The 18,597-nt window shown below is 57.8% G+C and carries 14 protein-coding genes; 6 read left to right on the top strand and 8 right to left on the bottom strand.

Annotated elements, in window-relative coordinates; all coding sequences use genetic code 11:
* Positions 1–70: 70 nt before the first annotated feature.
* The 3 genes from ldtC to ACMWKK_RS12530 all read right to left on the bottom strand — a co-directional run bounded on the left by ldtC (position 71) and on the right by ACMWKK_RS12530 (position 5,852).
* The gene (gene ldtC / locus ACMWKK_RS12520; protein WP_112781861.1) at positions 71–1,036 is read right to left on the bottom strand and encodes a L,D-transpeptidase LdtC; all 966 of its coding nucleotides are present in this window, start codon (positions 1,034–1,036) and stop codon (positions 71–73) included.
* 146 nt (positions 1,037–1,182) lie between these two features.
* Positions 1,183–4,629, bottom strand: coding sequence for a transcription-repair coupling factor (mfd, locus tag ACMWKK_RS12525; RefSeq protein WP_112781860.1), 3,447 nt, complete (start codon positions 4,627–4,629; stop codon positions 1,183–1,185).
* Positions 4,630–4,778: 149 nt separating this feature from the next.
* Positions 4,779–5,852, bottom strand: a complete 1,074-nt coding sequence (locus ACMWKK_RS12530) for an acyltransferase family protein (protein WP_112781859.1) — start codon at positions 5,850–5,852, stop codon at positions 4,779–4,781.
* Positions 5,853–6,108: 256 nt separating this feature from the next.
* Between ACMWKK_RS12530 and lolC the strand changes: the two genes are divergently transcribed.
* The 5 genes from lolC to cobB are packed head-to-tail and all read left to right on the top strand — an operon-like array spanning position 6,109 to position 11,047.
* Positions 6,109–7,308 carry a lipoprotein-releasing ABC transporter permease subunit LolC gene (gene lolC, locus ACMWKK_RS12535; protein WP_045326982.1) on the top strand — a complete coding sequence of 400 codons (1,200 nt, stop codon included), beginning with the start codon at positions 6,109–6,111 and terminating at the stop codon, positions 7,306–7,308.
* Positions 7,301–8,002 carry a lipoprotein-releasing ABC transporter ATP-binding protein LolD gene (lolD, locus tag ACMWKK_RS12540; RefSeq protein ID WP_112781858.1) on the top strand — a complete coding sequence of 234 codons (702 nt, stop codon included), beginning with the start codon at positions 7,301–7,303 and terminating at the stop codon, positions 8,000–8,002. The genes lolC and lolD overlap by 8 nt, the downstream gene beginning before the upstream one ends.
* Complete coding sequence (lolE, locus tag ACMWKK_RS12545) at positions 8,002–9,246, top strand: lipoprotein-releasing ABC transporter permease subunit LolE (protein WP_112781857.1); 1,245 nt, start codon at positions 8,002–8,004, stop codon at positions 9,244–9,246. The genes lolD and lolE overlap by 1 nt, the downstream gene beginning before the upstream one ends.
* A gap of 53 nt (positions 9,247–9,299) precedes the next feature.
* Positions 9,300–10,211, top strand: a complete 912-nt coding sequence (nagK, locus tag ACMWKK_RS12550) for an N-acetylglucosamine kinase (protein WP_406542806.1) — start codon at positions 9,300–9,302, stop codon at positions 10,209–10,211.
* A gap of 14 nt (positions 10,212–10,225) precedes the next feature.
* A complete protein-coding gene (gene cobB / locus ACMWKK_RS12555) occupies positions 10,226–11,047 on the top strand; it encodes a Sir2 family NAD+-dependent deacetylase (RefSeq protein ID WP_045326987.1) in 822 nt (273 codons plus the stop codon).
* 45 nt (positions 11,048–11,092) lie between these two features.
* On the opposite strand, the gene ACMWKK_RS12560 is transcribed toward cobB, so the two are convergent.
* The gene (locus ACMWKK_RS12560; RefSeq protein WP_112781855.1) at positions 11,093–13,024 is read right to left on the bottom strand and encodes a methyl-accepting chemotaxis protein; all 1,932 of its coding nucleotides are present in this window, start codon (positions 13,022–13,024) and stop codon (positions 11,093–11,095) included.
* A 237-nt stretch (positions 13,025–13,261) separates the two neighbouring features.
* Between ACMWKK_RS12560 and ACMWKK_RS12565 the strand changes: the two genes are divergently transcribed.
* On the top strand, positions 13,262–14,491 hold the full coding sequence (locus tag ACMWKK_RS12565; protein WP_112781854.1) for an EAL and HDOD domain-containing protein: 1,230 nt from the start codon (positions 13,262–13,264) through the stop codon (positions 14,489–14,491).
* A gap of 46 nt (positions 14,492–14,537) precedes the next feature.
* On the opposite strand, the gene potD is transcribed toward ACMWKK_RS12565, so the two are convergent.
* Genes potD through potA form a run of 4 tightly spaced genes read right to left on the bottom strand, consistent with a single transcriptional unit; the run spans position 14,538 to position 18,340 of the window.
* Positions 14,538–15,572 carry a spermidine/putrescine ABC transporter substrate-binding protein PotD gene (gene potD, locus ACMWKK_RS12570; protein ID WP_112781853.1) on the bottom strand — a complete coding sequence of 345 codons (1,035 nt, stop codon included), beginning with the start codon at positions 15,570–15,572 and terminating at the stop codon, positions 14,538–14,540.
* Positions 15,569–16,360, bottom strand: coding sequence for a spermidine/putrescine ABC transporter permease PotC (gene potC / locus ACMWKK_RS12575; RefSeq protein WP_112781852.1), 792 nt, complete (start codon positions 16,358–16,360; stop codon positions 15,569–15,571). Before potC ends, potD begins: the two co-directional genes overlap by 4 nt.
* On the bottom strand, positions 16,357–17,214 hold the full coding sequence (gene potB / locus ACMWKK_RS12580) for a spermidine/putrescine ABC transporter permease PotB (protein WP_112781851.1): 858 nt from the start codon (positions 17,212–17,214) through the stop codon (positions 16,357–16,359). Before potB ends, potC begins: the two co-directional genes overlap by 4 nt.
* Complete coding sequence (potA, locus tag ACMWKK_RS12585) at positions 17,198–18,340, bottom strand: spermidine/putrescine ABC transporter ATP-binding protein PotA (protein ID WP_181663687.1); 1,143 nt, start codon at positions 18,338–18,340, stop codon at positions 17,198–17,200. Before potA ends, potB begins: the two co-directional genes overlap by 17 nt.
* Positions 18,341–18,597: the final 257 nt, after the last annotated feature.

Raw genomic sequence — 18,597 nt, forward strand, 5'->3', positions numbered from 1 at the left:
ACATAAAAACCCTCATTTATGCCACTGCAATAAAAAACGCCCTGCTAAGCAGGGCGTTTTTCTTTCTGGTTCACATCGATTGCTGAATGACATCGTGATGCCGGGTAACGTCGGTGGGCATGCCTGACCGGACCTCCATTGCCCGCTCCATCACCGCGCTGTTGGTATTCGCGTTCGTTTTGAAGCTTACCATTGCGGCATTCAGGTTAATGGGCAGCGTCTGCGGATCGTCGCCGATATTTTTCGATAGCGGCTGGTGAATTTCGACCAGCCGCACGCCGCCCGGCTCCTCAGAAACCTTGATCGGCGTATTGATAATGTTCACTTTGGTTCCCGGCGTAACGACGTTAAACAGCGTTTTAATATCATCATCGCGCAGGCGAATACAGCCGGAGCTGACGCGCATGCCGATGCCAAAGTCGGCATTCGTTCCGTGCAGCAGGTAAACGCCGCCGTAGGCCGCCAGGCGGATCGCGTGGTGCCCCATCGGGTTATCCGGGCCAGCGGGAACAACCGCGGGAAGATCGATGCCCTGAGCCTTATAGCGTGCACGAATGTTGGCCGTTGGGGTCCAGGTTGGATTCGCGCGTTTATCCGAGACCGTGGTGACCATCGTCGGCGTCAGCGTATCGCCGCCCAGCTGTCCTATACCGATCGGGTAGACGGTGACCTCGTTTTTGCCCGGTGGGTAATAGTAGAGACGCAGCTCGGCCAGGTTTATCACCATTCCCTCGCGCGGCGCGTCCGGCAGGATAGTCTGTAACGGGATGGTCAACACGCTGCCCGCGCGCGGGACGTACGGGTCGACGCCGGGGTTCGCCTGCAGCAGCGCCAGAAAGCCGACGTTATATTTTTTGGCAATGGCTTCCAGCGAACCGCCATTATTTTCAACCACGTGGAAGCGGTTTTCGCCCACGACCTTGCTGCCGGGCGGAGGAAGGGGCCAGGTGTTTGCCCGAGCGGGAAGCGCAACCGCGACGGTGGCTGCCAGCGCAAACAGGGTCATCCAGCGAGTAAAACGCGAAGAGGTCATCATCACCATAATCCATGCAAATGATAAGGTTATTGTTTTATAAGGCGTTAATAATAATTATGGCGAATGGATGTGTTGGGAAGATCGGGTGAAGTGCAAAGAGTTTGTAAATTGTCCCCCGTTAGCGTTGGCTAACGGGGGAAGGGGATTTATGCGATCGCGTTCTCTTCCAGCTGCCGCATAAAGTTACGCACCCAGTCCATACGGGTTTTGCGCTCCGTCAGCTCCTGGGTAAATTTGAGGCGCGTAGGGCCATCAAGGCGGAAATGCTGCGGCTGTTTTTGCAGCAGGCCGATGAGCCACATCGGGTTGACGTGATTCTTCTCGGCGAACTCAATTACGCCGCCTTTTTCATTGCCTTCGAGCTTGCGAATGCCCAGCTTCTGCGCCTGCTGGCGCAGGCGCGCGATATCCAGCAGGTTTCGCGCCGCATCGGGCAGCAGGCCAAAGCGGTCGATCAGCTCAACCTTGATCTCTTCCAGCTCGTTTTCCGTCTTCGCGCTGGCGATGCGCTTGTAGAACGACAGTCGGGTATTCACGTCCGGAATGAAATCGTCCGGCAGCAGGGAAGGCATGCGCAGTTCGACCTCGGTCTGCTGGCTGGTGAGATCTTCCAGCGACGGTTCGCGCCCGGCCTTCAGGGCATCGACCGCGTTTTCCAGCAGCTCCATATAGAGCGAGAAGCCGATGGTTTCCATCGAGCCGCTCTGGTCCTCACCCAGCAGCTCGCCAGCCCCGCGGATCTCGAGATCGTGCGTCGCCAGCGCAAAGCCTGCGCCGAGGTCTTCCAGCGAGGCGATGGCTTCCAGGCGCTTTTGCGCGTCGGTGGTCATTGCTTTCGGATGCGGCGTCAGCAGCCAGGCGTAGGCCTGATGGTGCGAACGCCCGACGCGGCCGCGGAGCTGGTGAAGCTGCGCCAGGCCAAAGTGATCCGCGCGTTCAATGATGATGGTGTTCGCCGTCGGAATGTCGATCCCGGTTTCGATGATGGTGGTGCATACCAGCACGTTAAAGCGCTGGTGGTGGAAGTCGTTCATTACCCGTTCCAGCTCGCGCTCGCGCATTTGCCCGTGACCGATGGCAATACGCGCTTCCGGCACCAGCTCCGCCAGCCTGTCGGCCGCTTTCTGGATGTTTTCCACGTCGTTGTAGAGGTAATAGACCTGACCCCCGCGCAGCACTTCACGGAGGATCGCCTCGCGCACCACCAGGTTATCGTACTCGCGGACAAAGGTTTTTACCGCCAGACGGCGCGCAGGGGGCGTGGCAATAATCGACAGATCGCGCATGCCGCTCATCGCCATGTTTAGCGTTCGCGGGATTGGCGTGGCGGTCAGGGTCAAAATATCGACGTCGGCGCGCATCGCTTTGATGCGCTCTTTATGACGAACCCCAAAGCGGTGCTCTTCGTCGACGATCAGCAGCCCCAGATCCTTCCACTTCACGTCGCTTTGCAGCAGCTTATGGGTGCCGATCAGAATATCGATCTTGCCTTCACTGGCCTGCTCCAGGATCTGCGTTTGCTCTTTGGTGCTGCGAAAACGCGACAGCATCTCGATGCGCACCGGCCAGTTGGCGAAGCGGTCGCGGAAGTTGTCGAAGTGCTGCTGGGCGAGCAGGGTGGTCGGCACCAGCACCGCCACCTGCTTGTTGTTTTCCACCGCCAGGAAGGCGGCGCGCATTGCCACCTCGGTTTTGCCGAAGCCGACGTCGCCGCAGACTAAGCGGTCCATCGCCAGCGGCTGGCACATGTCGCTCAGCACGGCGTTAATGGCCTGAGCCTGATCCGGCGTGGTTTCAAACGGGAAGCTGTCGCAGAACAGCTGGTACTGTTCCTTATCATGCTTAAAGGCGAAGCCCTCTTTGGCCGCGCGCTGGGCGTAGATATCCAGCAGCTCGGCCGCCACGTCGCGCACTTTTTCCGCGGCCTTCTGGCGCGCGCGCGCCCAGGCGTCGCCGCCCAGCTTGTGCAGCGGCGCGTTCTCTTCGGCACCGCCCGCGTAGCGGCTGATCAGATGCAGGGACGACACCGGAACATACAGCCTGGCGTCGTTGGCGTAGGTCAGCATCAGGTATTCACCCTTAATGCCGCCCGCTTCCAGCGTGGTCATTCCCTGATAGCGCCCAACGCCATGTTCCAGGTGAACAATCGGCTGGCCCGGATGCAGTTCGGCCAGGTTGCGGATCAGCGTGTCCGGGTTGATGGTTCGACGGCTGTCCTGACGACGGCGCGCGACGCGCTCGCCCAGCAGGTCGCTTTCGCAAATCAGCGCCAGGTTGTTGAGCGTGTCGATAAATCCGTGCTCGGCGGCGCCAATCATCAGGTAACGGCCGTTTCCGGTCGCTTCGCTCAGGCGCAGGATGCGCTTCGGCGCCACCTTAATGCGTCCCAGCAGCTCACCTAACGCTTCGCGACGGCCTTCGCTCTCAACGGAGAACACCACCGGGCCGGTAAAGGACTCGAGAAACTTGCGCAGATTATCCAGCGGGGATTTCTGCTGCGCCTGAACGGCCAGGTCCGGCAGCGTCCGGAAGGCGAGGTTGGTGTTGGCGGCCTTATCGGCGAGCGAATCGGTTTTCAGCTGCATGCGCGGCCAGCGCTTCAGCTCGGCGTTGAGCTCGTCGGTCCGCAGCCACAGCGATTCCGGCGGCATCAGCGGACGCATCGGGTCAACGCCCCGGTTTTCGAAGCGCGCGCGGGTTTCGCTTTCAAAGCGGCTGGCGCTGGCGTCGATATCGCCGGTGTTCACAATCAGCGTGTTCGCCGGGAAGTAGCTGAACAGGGCAGGCAGCGGCTCGTTGAAGAACAGCGGCTGCCAGTATTCGATCCCGGCCGGGAGCGTGCCTTTGCTGACCTGCTGGTAAATATGCTCGGCATCACGCTTGACGTCGAACCTGTCGCGCCACTGGCTGCGGAACAGTTCGATGGCGGTTTTATCCGTCGGGAACTCGTGCGCGGGCAGTAAATTGATGGACTCCACTTCTTCAAGCGTGCGCTGCGTGTCGGCGTCGAAGACGCGCAGGCTGTCGATTTCATCATCGAAAAAGTCCAGACGATACGGCTGGTCGCTGCCCATCGGGTAAAGGTCGAGCAGCGCGCCGCGGGTCGCGTATTCTCCGTGCTCCATCACCTGGTCAACGTGGCGATAACCCGCGCCGTCAAGCTGCGCGCGCAGGGCATCACGCGACAGGCGCTGGCCTTTTTTCATCACCAGCGCGTGGCCGTGCAGGTAGCTGTGCGGACAGACGCGCTGCATCAGGGTATTCACCGGCACAATCAGCACGCCGCGCTGCATGGTCGGGAGTTGATAGAGCGTCGACAGGCGCGAGGAGATGATCTCCTGGTGCGGCGAGAAGCTGTCATACGGCAGCGTTTCCCAGTCGGCCAGGCTGAACACCAGGCTATCGGTGAACTGGCGAATTTCGTCGTGCAGGCGCAGGGCGTTTTGCATATCCGGGGCAACCAGGATCACCGGGCCCGGATGACGCTCGGCGATTTCCGCCACCAGCGTGGCGCACGCCGCGCCCGTGAGTTCACCCAGCTGGCGCTGGTCGCCCGCTTTGACAGGCAAGGAATAACGATAGTGTTCAGGCATGGCTATGTCAGAGTCTCTTATGGATATACCAACAGTATTGGGGCATATCACTGATACGCAATGTCTTTATTATCCTCGATCGTTTTACATAAGCAAATCGTAACCGCACGGCGGGATAATACGCCCCCAAAACGGGGGCGTGGAGGGTGTTAGCGCGTCGACGGTGACAGGGTGAGCGTCGAAGGAGGAGAGAAGAAGAGATCGCCAAAGAGCGCGGTGGAGAGTTTACGCACCCCGAGCCCCGCAAGGGTACAGATAAGCAGGCTGGCAAACGGGTAGACCAGAATTAAGCCCAGCTCTGCCCAGACCGGCCAGTACGCGGCATTCATCTCGCCAATCAGGAACAGGCTAAAGGCCTCAATCAGGATGCGGTGGGTGGTGTAAATCGCAATGGTGTTTGAGCCAATCACGTTCAGCAGATTGTTCGGCTGAACGGCATAGCGCTGCTCGAGGCCGTAGAACAGCTTCATGATCACCACAATCGACAGCAACGAGAGCAGCAGCGGAACGTTAGCAAACCACAGCACCACCGAGACGGCCGCGAAGGCGCCCGTCGCCAGCCACGTGCGGCGCAGGCTGAAACTTTTCATCCACGCCATCAGCGCTGCGCCATACCACGCCCCGAGGCTGTAGTAGATCATGTTGCGGACCACGCTGTTCATCCCCCACCACGGCAGCGGCAGGACGTTGATCGCGATGCTTGCCAGCGCCAGCACTCCTAGTACCGGCAGCTTCCAGCGGCTCAGCAGTTTGCACAGCGTGAAGTAGACCACCAGGGCATACAGGTACCACAGGCTGGTGCTGGCGGTGAGCATTCCCCGTACAAATCCCGAGAGCGAGTCGGCATAGGCCGCGTTCGACGCGGTGGCAAGCTCACGATCGGGCGCCAGCCAGGCGTTCAGGTGGGTCAGCGCCTGCCATTGCAGGACGCCCCACAGCGCCAGAACCCAGACAATGCTCCAGATCCGTTTGTCGAGGCTGGTTCGCCAGCCCACCTCGTCAATATAGCGACGGATCAGATAGCCGGAGATAAAGAAGAAGACCGGCATACGAAACGGTGCGAGATAGAGGTTAAAATAGACCCAGCATTTGGCGAGAAGGCCGGAGAGCGGGTGTTGCAGGTCGATCAGATGCGGGTAAAACGTGATAACCGAGTGATAGATAACCACCAGGCAGATACACAGCCCCTTTATCTGGTTAATCCATAATGCTTTTTGCTTCATTGTTCGCCACTACCTTATTGCCATAAACGAACGGGCAATTGTTGTAAAACGACGCCAGGATGTAATGGGTAACAGTCTGTATCAGGAGGTTTTTCGGAAAAGGTGGAGGTGGCGAGGCGAGTATTCAGGCAATAGCACCCTGATTTATCTGAATTTTTCGGAAAAATGATTACCAAAGCTTACGGTTTCAGTCATTTACGCTTAGCGGATTCGCTTATATACTCGTGGGTCTGCTATCAGCAAACAGACGGACTTCATGTATCAACCTGTCGCACTCTTTATAGGCTTACGTTACATGCGTGGGCGCGCCGCGGACCGCTTCGGTCGCTTTGTCTCCTGGCTTTCGACTATTGGCATTACGCTTGGCGTGATGGCTCTGGTGACGGTGCTTTCCGTCATGAATGGCTTCGAGCGCGAGCTGCAAAACAACATCCTGGGGCTGATGCCGCAGGCCGTTCTCTCATCATCCAACGGTTCGGTTAACCCGCAACAGCTGCCGGAAAGCGCGGCGAAGTTACAGGGCGTCACGCGCGTAGCGCCGTTGACCACCGGTGACGTGGTGCTGCAAAGCGCCCGCAGCGTGGCGGTCGGCGTGATGCTGGGTATCGACCCGGCGCAAAAAGACCCGCTCACGCCCTATCTGGTGAACGTGAAGCAGAGCGATCTGGAAGCCGGAAAATACAACGTGATTCTGGGTGAACAGCTTGCCGGACAGCTTGGCGTCAACCGTGGCGACCAGCTGCGCGTGATGGTACCTTCAGCCAGCCAGTTTACGCCGATGGGCCGTTTGCCAAGCCAGCGCCTGTTCAACGTGATTGGTACCTTTGCCGCCAATAGCGAAGTGGACGGCTATCAGATGCTGGTTAACATCCAGGACGCGTCCCGCCTGATGCGCTACCCGGCAGGAAATATCACCGGCTGGCGCCTGTGGCTCGACGCGCCGCTGAAGGTCGATACCCTCAGCCAGCAAAAACTGCCGGACGGCACCAAATGGCAGGACTGGCGCGAGCGTAAAGGCGAACTGTTCCAGGCCGTGCGGATGGAAAAAAACATGATGGGGCTGCTGCTGAGCCTGATCGTCGCCGTGGCCGCATTTAACATCATCACCTCGCTGGGCCTGATGGTGATGGAGAAGCAGGGCGAAGTCGCGATTCTGCAAACCCAGGGGCTCACGCCGCGCCAGATCATGGCCGTCTTTATGGTGCAGGGCGCCAGCGCCGGTATCATCGGCGCGCTGCTCGGGGCGGTGCTGGGAGCACTGCTTGCCAGCCAGCTCAACAACCTAATGCCGATTATCGGCGCGCTGCTTGACGGCGCGGCGCTGCCGGTGGCTATCGAGCCGCTGCAGGTGGTCGGTATTGCGCTGGCCGCGATGGCCATTGCGCTGCTTTCTACGCTTTATCCTTCCTGGCGCGCTGCCGCCACTCAACCCGCTGAGGCTTTACGTTATGAATAAGATCCTGTTGCAATGCGACAACCTGTCCAAACGCTATCAGGAAGGCACTGTGCAAACCGACGTGCTGCACAATGTGAGCTTTAGCGTGGGCGAAGGCGAGATGATGGCGATTGTCGGCAGCTCCGGCTCGGGCAAAAGTACGCTGCTGCATCTGCTGGGCGGGCTGGATACGCCCACCAGCGGTGACGTGATTTTCTCCGGCCAGCCGATGAGCAAAATGTCCTCAGCGGCGAAGGCCGAGCTGCGCAACCGCGAGCTGGGCTTTATCTACCAGTTCCACCACCTGCTGCCGGATTTCACGGCGCTGGAAAACGTCGCGATGCCGCTGCTGATTGGCAAAAAGAAGCCGGCAGAAATTAACGCCCGCGCCAGCGACATGCTGAAAGCGGTAGGGCTGGGCCATCGCGGTAATCACCGTCCGTCGGAGCTGTCCGGCGGCGAGCGCCAGCGCGTGGCGATTGCGCGTGCGCTGGTCAACAACCCGCGTCTGGTGCTGGCGGATGAGCCGACCGGTAACCTGGACGCGCGCAATGCGGACAGTATTTTCCAGCTTCTGGGCGAACTGAACGCCTCGCAGGGCACCGCGTTTCTGGTGGTGACCCACGATCTGCAGCTGGCAAAACGCATGGGGCGCCAGCTTGAGATGCGCGACGGCCATCTGAACGCGGAACTGACCCTGATGGGAGCAGAGTAATGGCGTCACCGTTATCGTTACTCATCGGTTTACGTTTTAGCCGCGGCCGCCGTCGCGGCGGCATGGTGTCGCTGATCTCCGTCATCTCGACCATCGGCATTGCGCTGGGCGTGGCGGTGCTGATCGTGGGCTTAAGCGCCATGAACGGCTTTGAGCGCGAGCTGAATAACCGCATTCTGGCGGTGGTGCCGCACGGGGAGATCGAGCCGGTTAACCAGCCGTGGACGAACTGGAGCGACGCGCTCGCCAAGGTCGAAAAAGTGCCGGGCATTGCCGCGGCCGCGCCCTATATCAACTTCACCGGGCTGGTGGAGAGCGGGGTAAACCTGCGCGCCATTCAGGTGAAAGGGGTCAACCCCGCTCAGGAAGCGCGTCTCAGCGCGCTGCCGAACTATGTGCAGAACGGCGCGTGGGCCAACTTCAGGGCTGGCGAGCAGCAGATCATCATGGGCAAAGGCGTTGCCGACGCTCTGAAGGTGAAGCAGGGCGACTGGGTGTCAATCATGATCCCGAACGCCAGCGCCGATCACAAGCTGCAACAGCCTAAGCGCGTGCGCCTGCACGTCACCGGTATTCTTCAGCTGAGCGGTCAGCTCGATCACAGCTTCGCCATGGTGCCGATGGAGGATGCGCGCCAGTATCTCGACATGGGTGACAGCGTGACGGGTATTGCCATTAAGGTGAACGACGTCTTTAACGCCAATAAACTGGTCCGCGACGCGGGCAGCGTAACCAATAACTATGTCTACATCAAAAGCTGGATCGGCACTTACGGGTATATGTATCGTGATATCCAGATGATCCGCGCGATTATGTATCTGGCGATGGTGCTGGTGATTGGCGTAGCGTGCTTTAATATCGTCTCCACGCTGGTGATGGCGGTCAAGGACAAGAGCGGCGACATTGCCGTCCTGCGAACGCTCGGGGCGAAAGACGGTCTTATTCGCGCCATCTTCGTCTGGTACGGTTTGCTGGCGGGGCTCTTCGGCAGCCTGTGCGGCGTGGCGATCGGCGTGGTGGTGTCCCTGCAGCTGACCCCCATTATCAACGGGATTGAAAAGCTTATTGGTCACCAGTTCCTGTCGGGTGATATCTATTTTATTGACTTCCTGCCGTCTGAACTGCACTGGCTGGACGTTTTTTATGTGCTGCTTACAGCACTTTTACTGAGTCTGCTGGCAAGCTGGTATCCGGCGCGTCGCGCAAGCCGAATCGATCCGGCGAGGGTATTAAGTGGCCAGTAATTACGTCATGATCTAGCGGCTTGCGGGTCGCCAGGTCAAAAGAGGAATGCACTATGTATTATGGATTTGATATTGGCGGCACCAAGATTGCGCTCGGCGTGTTTGATAAAAACCTCAAACTGCAGTGGGAAACCCGCGTTCCCACGCCGCGCGAAAGCTACGACGAATTTTTAACCGCCATTGCCGCGCTGGTGGCGCAGGCAGATGAACGTTTCGGCGTGAAAGGCAGCGTCGGCATCGGTATTCCGGGCATGCCCGAAACCGACGACGGTACGCTTTACGCGGCCAACGTGCCTGCCGCCAGCGGTAAGCCGCTGCGCGCCGATCTCTCTGCTCTCCTTGAACGCGACGTGCGTTTAGACAATGATGCCAACTGCTTTGCGCTCTCTGAAGCCTGGGATGATGAATTCCGTCGCTATCCGCTGGTGATGGGGCTGATCCTCGGTACCGGCGTCGGCGGGGGAATCGTCGTCAACGGTAAGCCCATCACCGGCCGCAGCTACATCACCGGCGAGTTTGGCCATATCCGCCTGCCGGTGGATGCCCTCGAGGTGGTAGGACGTGATTTCCCGCTGACCCGCTGCGGCTGCGGCCAGCACGGCTGCATTGAGAACTACCTTTCCGGTCGCGGGTTTGCATGGCTTTACGAACACTTCTATCATCAGAAACTTGAGGCCCCTCAAATCATTACCCTGTGGGAGCAGGGGGATGCGCAGGCGCGTGAGCACGTCGAGCGTTATCTGGATCTGCTGGCGGTGTGTCTGGGCAACATTCTCACCATCGTCGACCCGGATCTGCTGGTGATCGGGGGAGGGCTTTCAAACTTTACCGCGATTACGGAACGGTTGTCCGGGCGTTTGCCCCGACATTTATTGCCGGTTGCCCGCGTGCCGCGTGTTGAACGCGCGCGACACGGGGACGCAGGAGGCATGCGCGGAGCCGCATTCCTTCATCTCACCGATTAGTTTACGAGGTTTCTATGCTGTCGCGTCGCCAGGGTCGACTCAGCCGTTTTCGCAAAAACAAACGCCGCTTGCGTGAGCGTCTGCGCCAGCGGATCTTTTTCAGAGACAGAATCATGCCAGAAGCGATGGATAAACCCAGAGTGGTGGTGCTGACCGGGGCGGGGATTTCCGCCGAGTCAGGTATTCGAACCTTCCGCGCGGCAGACGGGCTGTGGGAAGAGCACCGCGTGGAGGATGTGGCCACGCCGGAAGGCTTTGCCCGCGACCCGGATCTCGTGCAGGCGTTTTACAACGCCCGCCGCCGCCAGCTGCTCCAGCCTGAGATTGCGCCCAATGCGGCGCATCTGGCGCTGGCGAAGCTGGAAGAGGCGCTCGGCGATCGTTTCCTGCTGGTGACGCAAAATATCGACAACCTGCACGAGCGGGCCGGTAACAAGAACATCATCCACATGCACGGTGAATTGCTCAAGGTTCGCTGCGCCTGGAGCGGTCAGGTGCTGGACTGGAAAGAGGACGTGCTGCCTGAGGATAAGTGCCACTGCTGCCAGTTCCCGTCGCGCCTGCGTCCGCACGTGGTCTGGTTCGGCGAAATGCCGCTGGGCATGGATGAGATCTACAGCGCGCTGGCCATGGCGGACGTGTTTATCGCCATCGGCACATCCGGCCACGTTTACCCGGCGGCCGGGTTTGTCCATGAAGCGCGACTGCACGGCGCGCATACGGTAGAACTTAATCTTGAGCCAAGCCAGGTGGGCAGCGAGTTCGAAGAGAAACACTACGGTCTGGCAAGCGCGGTCGTCCCGGAATTTGTCGACAAGCTGCTGAAAGGGCTGTAACGGCAATTGCGTGAAAAGGCACCCGTCCAGCGGGTGCCTTCCTGTTTATGAGTGGAAGAACGCCAGCGTCTTCTCCAGCGATTTAGCCTGCTCGTCCAGCGAGAGCGCCGCCGCAGAGATCTGCTGCACCAGAGAGGCGTTCTGCTGGGTGGTGCTGTCCATCTGGTTAACCGCGGTGCTGACCTGGCTAATCCCCCGATTCTGCTCGTCCAGCGCCTGAACGATGTCGTTAATGACCAGATGCACGTGCGACACCGCCTCAATCACCTGCTTCATCATCACCCCGGTTTCATTGACCAGCGCAACGCCTTTGCTTACGCGTCCTGAGGACTCGGCAATCAGCTGAGAGATCTCTTTTGCCGCGTTAGCGCTTCGCTGGGCAAGGTTACGCACTTCACCTGCGACGACCGCGAAGCCGCGCCCCTGTTCGCCAGCCCGCGCCGCTTCAACGGCCGCATTCAGCGCCAGGATATTGGTCTGGAAGGCGATGCCGTCGACGATGCTGTTAATCTCACCGATTTTACGCGCGCTTTCGTCAATTTCCCCAATCACCACGACCACGTCGTTCACCAGCGTTTCGCCATGACCGGCCAGGCTCGCGGCGCGATCGGTGAGCGTGGTCGCCTTGTGGGCGTTATCGGCATTATTTTTTACCGTGACCGAAATCTCTTCCATGCTGGCTGCCGTTTCCACAATCGCCGCCGCCTGTTCTTCGGTGCGCGAGGCGAGGTCAAGGTTGCCTGCTGAAATTTCGCTGGTGCCGCCGTGCACGGAATGGCTGGCTTCGCTGATATTGTCGACGATGCGCTTGAGCTGCATCTGCATGGTGTGCAGGGCATAAAAAATGCTGCGGGTATCCCCGGAACGCACCGGGATGATGTTGTTCAGCTCTCCCCGCGCAACGGCCAGGGCGATCCCGGCGGCTTCAGAAGGTTCACCCCCGACGGGGCGGTCAACTTTGCGGGTAAAGATCTGCGCCATCACCAGGCTAACCGCCACGATGCTTAACGCCATCAGGATGATGGCTTTCAGTAAAAATGCGCGCGCTTCAGCCATCACTTCGCTCACCGGGGTGATGATGGCGAGTTTCCACGGCGTCTGGCTATTCCCGACGGCAATGTCCTGCCAGGTGATAAACGCCTCTTCCTTCAGGAGCGGATCGTCGACCCGAGTGACGTTATGACCGGTAATCTGACCGGCGTAAGGCTTGCCTGCGGCGCGCTTGTCCGGACTGGACACCACGCTATTGCCCGCCGAGAGGAGCAGAGCGTAGCCCGTGCCGTTCCACGGTTTAATCGCGCCGATCGTCGCTTGCAGCGTGGCGAGCGAGAAGTCAGAGGTGACCGAGCCCAGAAACTGCCCGTCACGCATGATGGGGGCGGCAATAGAGGTAAGCATCACGTCCACGCCGTTGTAGGGATAAATATAGGGCTCGATGATCACCTCTTTATGCCGCTGTTTCGGCAGCAGATAGTAATCACCGCTGCCGGGCGTTTCGATGTCCGTCAGCAGGTGTAATGTCGGTTTGCCGGTGGCGTCGCGGTCGACGTAGCGGGCGTAGCGTCCGGCAGGATCTTCACCGCTCTGGCCGGCAAAGGCGGCATCGTTATCGTCGAACGCGTTAGGCTCAAAGGCCATCGACATAGAGAGAAACTGAGGATGCGCCGACAGATAGTGGATGAGCAGCTGGTTCAGGCTCTGGCGGTCGGCCACGCCCGCCTCGCGCAGCGCCAGGGCGCTATTGCCCATATCCCGGGCGGCCGTCAGGGCGGAATCCAGCTGTTTGCTGACCTGTAGCGATTGCACCTCGGCTATCTGGCGGATATGTTTTTTGGCCAGCACCTCTTGCTGCGCCATCCACTGCCACATCATAAACCCGATCGTTGCCGTAAAGCCCACCGTCACGGTGAGGAAAATGGACAATAGCATCAACGTCTTGACTCTTATTTTCGGTTTTCGGACCATGGCGTCTCTCATTCTCTTCTCCCGTAATATCGTGCATGTCGGGCAGGCACCTATTCCTTATCGGATATTTTTTCCGCTTTCTGTAGATCGCCGGATATATTTAATTTAAATCCGGAACATATAAATCCTGTTAATTAGTGTGGATGCTTTTATTTTGTGCATTCAATCAAAATAGTGCTCGATAATACTCGTTATCGTCGTGTAGAAAGAGGATGCTAATAAATATAAAGTTGTAGAGGAGGATGGGATATGTACGGATTTATTGCGCGACAACCCATTTTTAACCCCGAGATGAAGACGGTGGCCTATGAGCTGCTCTTTCGCGATGGGATGACAAACCGATTTCCGGATGTGTCGGCGGAATACGCCACGTCCAGAATGATATCCGATCAGTTTTTATGCGTGCCGTCCCAGCGCATCGCCGGGACGCATACGTCGTTTATTAATTTCCCGTCGCGAATGGTCATTGACCGCAGTGGTGAAGCGCTGGATAAAGAGAGCGTGGTGATTGAGATCCTTGAAGACGCGGAGCCAGGAGCGGAACTGCTGCAGGCCGTCAGGGAGATGAATGCGCACGGTTATCAATTTGCGCTTGATGATTTTACCCTTGCACCAGAATGGGATGCTTTTTTGCCCTATATTTCGATACTGAAATTTGACGTCAGAAATTATACCTTAGCGCAAATTAAAGCGTATCTGGACGAGCATAAACACCTCACCGGCCATATTAAATATCTTGCTGAAAAAATTGAGACTAAAGAGGAATTCAACCAGTACAGGGAAGAGGGATTCTCGCTGTTTCAGGGCTATTTCTTCTGCCGTCCGGAGGTGATTAAATATAAACGGCTGTCGCAAAATCAGCTGGCGATTTTTCGGCTGCAAATGGAGGTCGGACGCAATAAACCTGATTTCCGGATCGTCGAGTCGTTGATTAAAAGCGATCTTACGCTGTCATATAAAATCATGCGCTACATGAAACACACCGCCTTTAAACATATCGGCGCCTGCAATTTCAGCAAGTTAACCCTGAGTGAAGTGCTCAGATATCTTGGGGAAAACCAGCTCCGACGCTTCGTTGCCGTCGTGGTCCTCGCCAGCGCGGGCAACGACACCGTGAGCGAGCTTTACCCGTTGAGTATGATGCGCGGCAAGTTCTGCGAGCTGATCGCACAGACCATGAAAGAACCGGCGCTGGCTGAAAATGCCTTCATGTGCGGCCTGTTTTCTCTGCTCGATACGCTCCTTGAGCTGCCGATGGCCGAGTTAATGAAGCAAATTGCGGTGCCGCAAAGCGTGAGCAACGCGCTGTGCCATCAGGAGGGACGTCTGGCCGACGTGTTGAGCCTGTGCCGTTACTATGAACAGCAGCAGTGGGACGAGGCGGACAGGGTTCGTCAGGCGCTGGGGCTGTCGGATGAGGCGGTGGTTGAGGCGATGAGAAAGGCGACGATCTGGGCAGGGGAGAATGCGGTAAGTTAATCCTCCCTCACGCCGCACGGCGGCGTGAGGGAGAACGCGATACCGTTTATCGGCCCGCTTTTAATTTCTGGTAATACTCTTCGTAGAGGCGGCTGGCGTCACCAACATCGTTCTGCCATTCCCCTTTGCTGATGGTCTCGGCATCCGGGTAGAGCGTCTTATCGTTGGCCACTTCATGCTTCAGCAGCTTGCGTGCGGCGAGGTTTGGCGTCGGGTAGCCAATCGTCTCGGCAACCTGTTTTGCCACGTCAGGGCGCAGCAGGAAGTTGATCAGCTTCAGGGCACCATCCACGTTTTTCGCGTTGGCCGGAATCGACAGGCTATCCATCCAGAAGATCCCGCCTTCTTTCGGCCAGACCACCTCAAGCGGCGTGCCGGCCTGGCGGGCAACGTACGCCGAGCCGTTCCAGACCATACCCAGATTCACTTCGCCTTCCATGTACGGGTTTGCCGGGTTATCGGAGTTGAAGGCCGCCACGTTAGGCATCAGCTTCTTCAGTTCGTTATACGCCGCTTCGATCTCTTTAGGATCCGTCGTGTTGCCCGAGTAGCCCAGCTTGCGCAGCGCCACCTGGAACACTTCACGCGCGTCGTCGGTCAACAGCAGGCTACTTTTATATTCGGGTTTCCACAGATCGGCCCAGCCTGTCACCGATTTCGGATCGACGGCATCGCTGTTGACGCCAATCGCGGTCGCACCCCAGATATACGGGATGGAGTAGTCGTTATTCGGGTCGAACGGCTTGTTGAGCATCTCCGGATCGAGGTTTGAAAAATTGCTCAGCTTCGTTTTGTCGATCTTCTGGATCATGCCCTCTTTGCGCATTTTATCGACAAAGTAGGTAGAGGGAACGACCAGATCGTACGCGCCGTCCTTATAGGTTTTCAGCTTGGCGTACATGGTTTCATTCGACTCGTAGGTCGAGTAGATCACCTTGATGCCTGTCTCCCTGGTGAACTGTTCCAGCAGACCCGGCGGCACGTATTCGGTCCAGTTGTAGAAGTAGAGCGTTTTACCGTCATCAGCGTGCGCGGCACCCATGCCGAGCACCAGCGCCGCAGCGGCGAGCATTTTTTTCATTTCATTGTCCCCTGAGATTTTGTTTTATCACGAGCAATAACCTGGCTGGCGATCACCAGAATCAGCGACAGCACCAGCAGAATGGTCGCCAGCGCGTTCACCTCGGGTGAGACGCCGACTTTCACCATCGAATAGATTTTCAATGGCAGAATTTCATAGCTCGGCCCGGTGACGAAGGAGGACACGACCACGTCATCCATCGACAGGGTGAAGCTCAGCAGCCATCCGGCCGCCACGGCGGGCATCGCCAGCGGCAGGATGATTTTGCGCAGGATCGTCATCTCGCTGGCGCCCAGATCTTTCGCCGCCTCCAGCATGCGCACGTCGAACCCTTTCAGGCGCGCGAAGACGGTCACCACCACAAACGGCAGGCAGAAGGTGATGTGCGAGAACAGCAGCGACCAGAAGCCCAGCTGAATGCCCAGCAGCATAAACAGCACCAGCAGCGAAATCGCCATCACGATGTCCGGTGACATCATCACCACAAACAGCATGCCGCTGACGAACGGCTTGCCGCGAAAGCGGTAGCGATAAAGCGCTACGGCCGTGAGCGAGCCAATCAGCGTGGCGAAGGTGGCGGAGAAGATCGCCATCGTCAGCGAGTGCTGCGCCGCCTGCAGCAGGCTGTCGTTGTTCATCAGCAGGCTGTACCAGTCGGTGGTAAAGCCCTGCCAGCTAATCCCGAACCGCGAGCTGTTAAACGAGTTCACGATCAAAATGATAATCGGAATATACAGATAGGCGTAAATGGCGGTCATAAAACCGCCGCGAAGCAGTCGACCGATCATTCGAGTTCCACCTTTTTATTCAGCAAGCGTGAGGCGCGCCAGTAGACCAGAAGCATCAGGCCCATGACGACCGTCAGCGTAATGCTGGTCGCGGATCCGAACGGCCAGTCGCGGATGTTGAGGAACTGGCTCTTGATCACGTTACCAATCAGTAGGTTTTTCGCCCCGCCCATCAGGTCCGACACGTAGAACAAGCCCATCGCCGGGAGCATCACCAGCAAACAGCCCGCGATAATGCCGGGCATCGTCAGCGGAATGATGATGCGGATGAAGGTCTGCAGCTTGTTAGCGCCCAAATCTTTTGCCGCTTCCAGCAGCGGTTTATCCAGCTTCTCAATGCTGGAGTAGAGCGGCATCACCATAAACGGCAGCAGGATATAGACCAGACCCACAATCACCGCGCTCGGGGTAAACATAATGCGGATCGGCGTATCAATCACTCCCAGCCACAGCAGAAACGCGTTGAGATAGCCTTTGGTGCTGAGGAAGATCTTCAGGCCATAAATACGGATGAGCGAGTTCGTCCAGAAGGGAACAATCAGTAAAAACAGCAGCAGGGGACGCACCTTTTGCGGCAGGCCAGCGAGGAACCAGGCGAAAGGATAACCGAGCACCAGGCAGGCAAGGGTAGCAATCAGCGCCATATTGAGCGAGTGCAGCAGCACGTCGAAATAGAGCGGATCGAGCAGGCGCGCGTAGTTGTCCAGCGTAAAGACCAGCGAAACGAAATGAGCGTCGTCGCGGGTCAGAAAGCTGGTGGCGATAATCATCAGGTTGGGTAAAAAGACGAACAGCACAAGCCAACCGACGATCGTGGCAATCACCACATTCTGGAACTTACTTGTGTTCTTCATCAGCCAGCACAACCTCCCAGCTTTCTACCCAGTTGATAACCATTTTCTGGTCGAGAGAGTGGTCGAAGTCCGGATCGTCTTCGTTAAAGAATTCGCTGACCATCACCATTTTGCCGTTTTCCAGCTCGACGACAGACTCCAGCGTCATCCCTTTGTAGTTGCGCTCGCGGATATAGCCGATCAACCCCTCGGCCTCGGTACTGCCGTGGATTTCATCGACGCGCAGATCTTCCGGACGCAGCAGAACGTTGAGCTTTTGCCCCTTTTCGACGGGGAAATTCACCGTGATATTGCACTCGCGTCCTTCGACGCTGGCGCGCACGCGCTGGTCGTCCAGGCGCTCGATCACCGTGGCGTCGAAGATATTGATCTCGCCAATGAAGCTGGCGACAAACAGGTTTTTCGGCTCTTCGTAGATTTCACGCGGCGTGCCGTCCTGCTCGATTTTGCCGTCACGCATCACCACGATGCGGTCGGACATGGTCAGGGCCTCTTCCTGATCGTGGGTGACGAAAACAAAGGTAATGCCGAGCTTGCGCTGCAGCGCCTTGAGCTCGTTCTGCATCTGCTTGCGCAGCTTGTAGTCGAGCGCGGAAAGGGATTCATCCAGCAGGAGCAGGCGAGGCTTGTTGACCACGGCGCGGGCGATGGCCACGCGCTGCTGCTGGCCGCCGGAAAGCTGGTGGGGTTTACGCTGGGCAAACGTCTCAAGCTGCACCATGCGCAGGGCCTCGGTGACGCGCGGTTCAATCTCGCTCGCCGGGGTTTTTTGCATCCGCAGGCCAAACGCCACGTTTTCAAACACGGTCATGTGCGGAAAGAGAGCATAGCTCTGAAAGACGGTATTGACGTGGCGGTCTTCGGCAGGAACCCGGGTGATGTCCTGGTTTTCAAGATGGATATGGCCGTTATCGACGCTTTCCAGCCCGGCGATAAGGCGCAGTACGGTTGTTTTGCCGCAGCCGGAGGGGCCAAGCAGCGTCAGAAACTCACCGTCATTGATAGTGAGAGTGAGGTCGGAAATGACATCTTTGCCATCAAAACGTTTACGAATTCGTTCCAGTTTCACCAGCGGTGAACGGGTTTGTGTATTCAATTTTTGCGCTGTCCCATATAGACGCCTCAGGCAGCAGACTGAAGCGGGGTTTGTGTGTAACCACCTTGGTGACTCGTAATGAGGGCGGACATTCTACGGCAATCCCCCTGAATCGCCAATCCTTGTCACTGATTCATAAGCTACATTTATTAACGCATAACGATATAAACGGAATCTATGGTCACTCCCGTTTTTGCAACACCGATTTTGACGATAAGTTGGCTTGCTTGAATCTATCCGGCGTCTGAATGGGATTTTATTCCCGCGCCTCGATGAGTTCCGCGCCT

It is taken from the genome of Enterobacter sp. 01-M-03-SI-ECC, assembly GCF_047530215.1.
In the GTDB taxonomy this organism is placed as follows: Bacteria; Pseudomonadota; Gammaproteobacteria; order Enterobacterales; family Enterobacteriaceae; genus Enterobacter; species Enterobacter chengduensis.

Bases quoted from the DNA above. Each gene is read 5' to 3' on its own strand.
- ldtC (WP_112781861.1), bottom strand. From the start codon at position 1,036: ATGATGACCTCTTCGCGTTTTACTCGCTGGATGACCCTGTTTGCGCTG.
- mfd (WP_112781860.1), bottom strand. From the start codon at position 4,629: ATGCCTGAACACTATCGTTATTCCTTGCCTGTCAAAGCGGGCGACCAG.
- ACMWKK_RS12530 (WP_112781859.1), bottom strand. From the start codon at position 5,852: ATGAAGCAAAAAGCATTATGGATTAACCAGATAAAGGGGCTGTGTATC.
- lolC (WP_045326982.1), top strand. From the start codon at position 6,109: ATGTATCAACCTGTCGCACTCTTTATAGGCTTACGTTACATGCGTGGG.
- lolD (WP_112781858.1), top strand. From the start codon at position 7,301: ATGAATAAGATCCTGTTGCAATGCGACAACCTGTCCAAACGCTATCAG.
- lolE (WP_112781857.1), top strand. From the start codon at position 8,002: ATGGCGTCACCGTTATCGTTACTCATCGGTTTACGTTTTAGCCGCGGC.
- nagK (WP_406542806.1), top strand. From the start codon at position 9,300: ATGTATTATGGATTTGATATTGGCGGCACCAAGATTGCGCTCGGCGTG.
- cobB (WP_045326987.1), top strand. From the start codon at position 10,226: ATGCTGTCGCGTCGCCAGGGTCGACTCAGCCGTTTTCGCAAAAACAAA.
- ACMWKK_RS12560 (WP_112781855.1), bottom strand. From the start codon at position 13,024: ATGAGAGACGCCATGGTCCGAAAACCGAAAATAAGAGTCAAGACGTTG.
- ACMWKK_RS12565 (WP_112781854.1), top strand. From the start codon at position 13,262: ATGTACGGATTTATTGCGCGACAACCCATTTTTAACCCCGAGATGAAG.
- potD (WP_112781853.1), bottom strand. From the start codon at position 15,572: ATGAAAAAAATGCTCGCCGCTGCGGCGCTGGTGCTCGGCATGGGTGCC.
- potC (WP_112781852.1), bottom strand. From the start codon at position 16,360: ATGATCGGTCGACTGCTTCGCGGCGGTTTTATGACCGCCATTTACGCC.
- potB (WP_112781851.1), bottom strand. From the start codon at position 17,214: ATGAAGAACACAAGTAAGTTCCAGAATGTGGTGATTGCCACGATCGTC.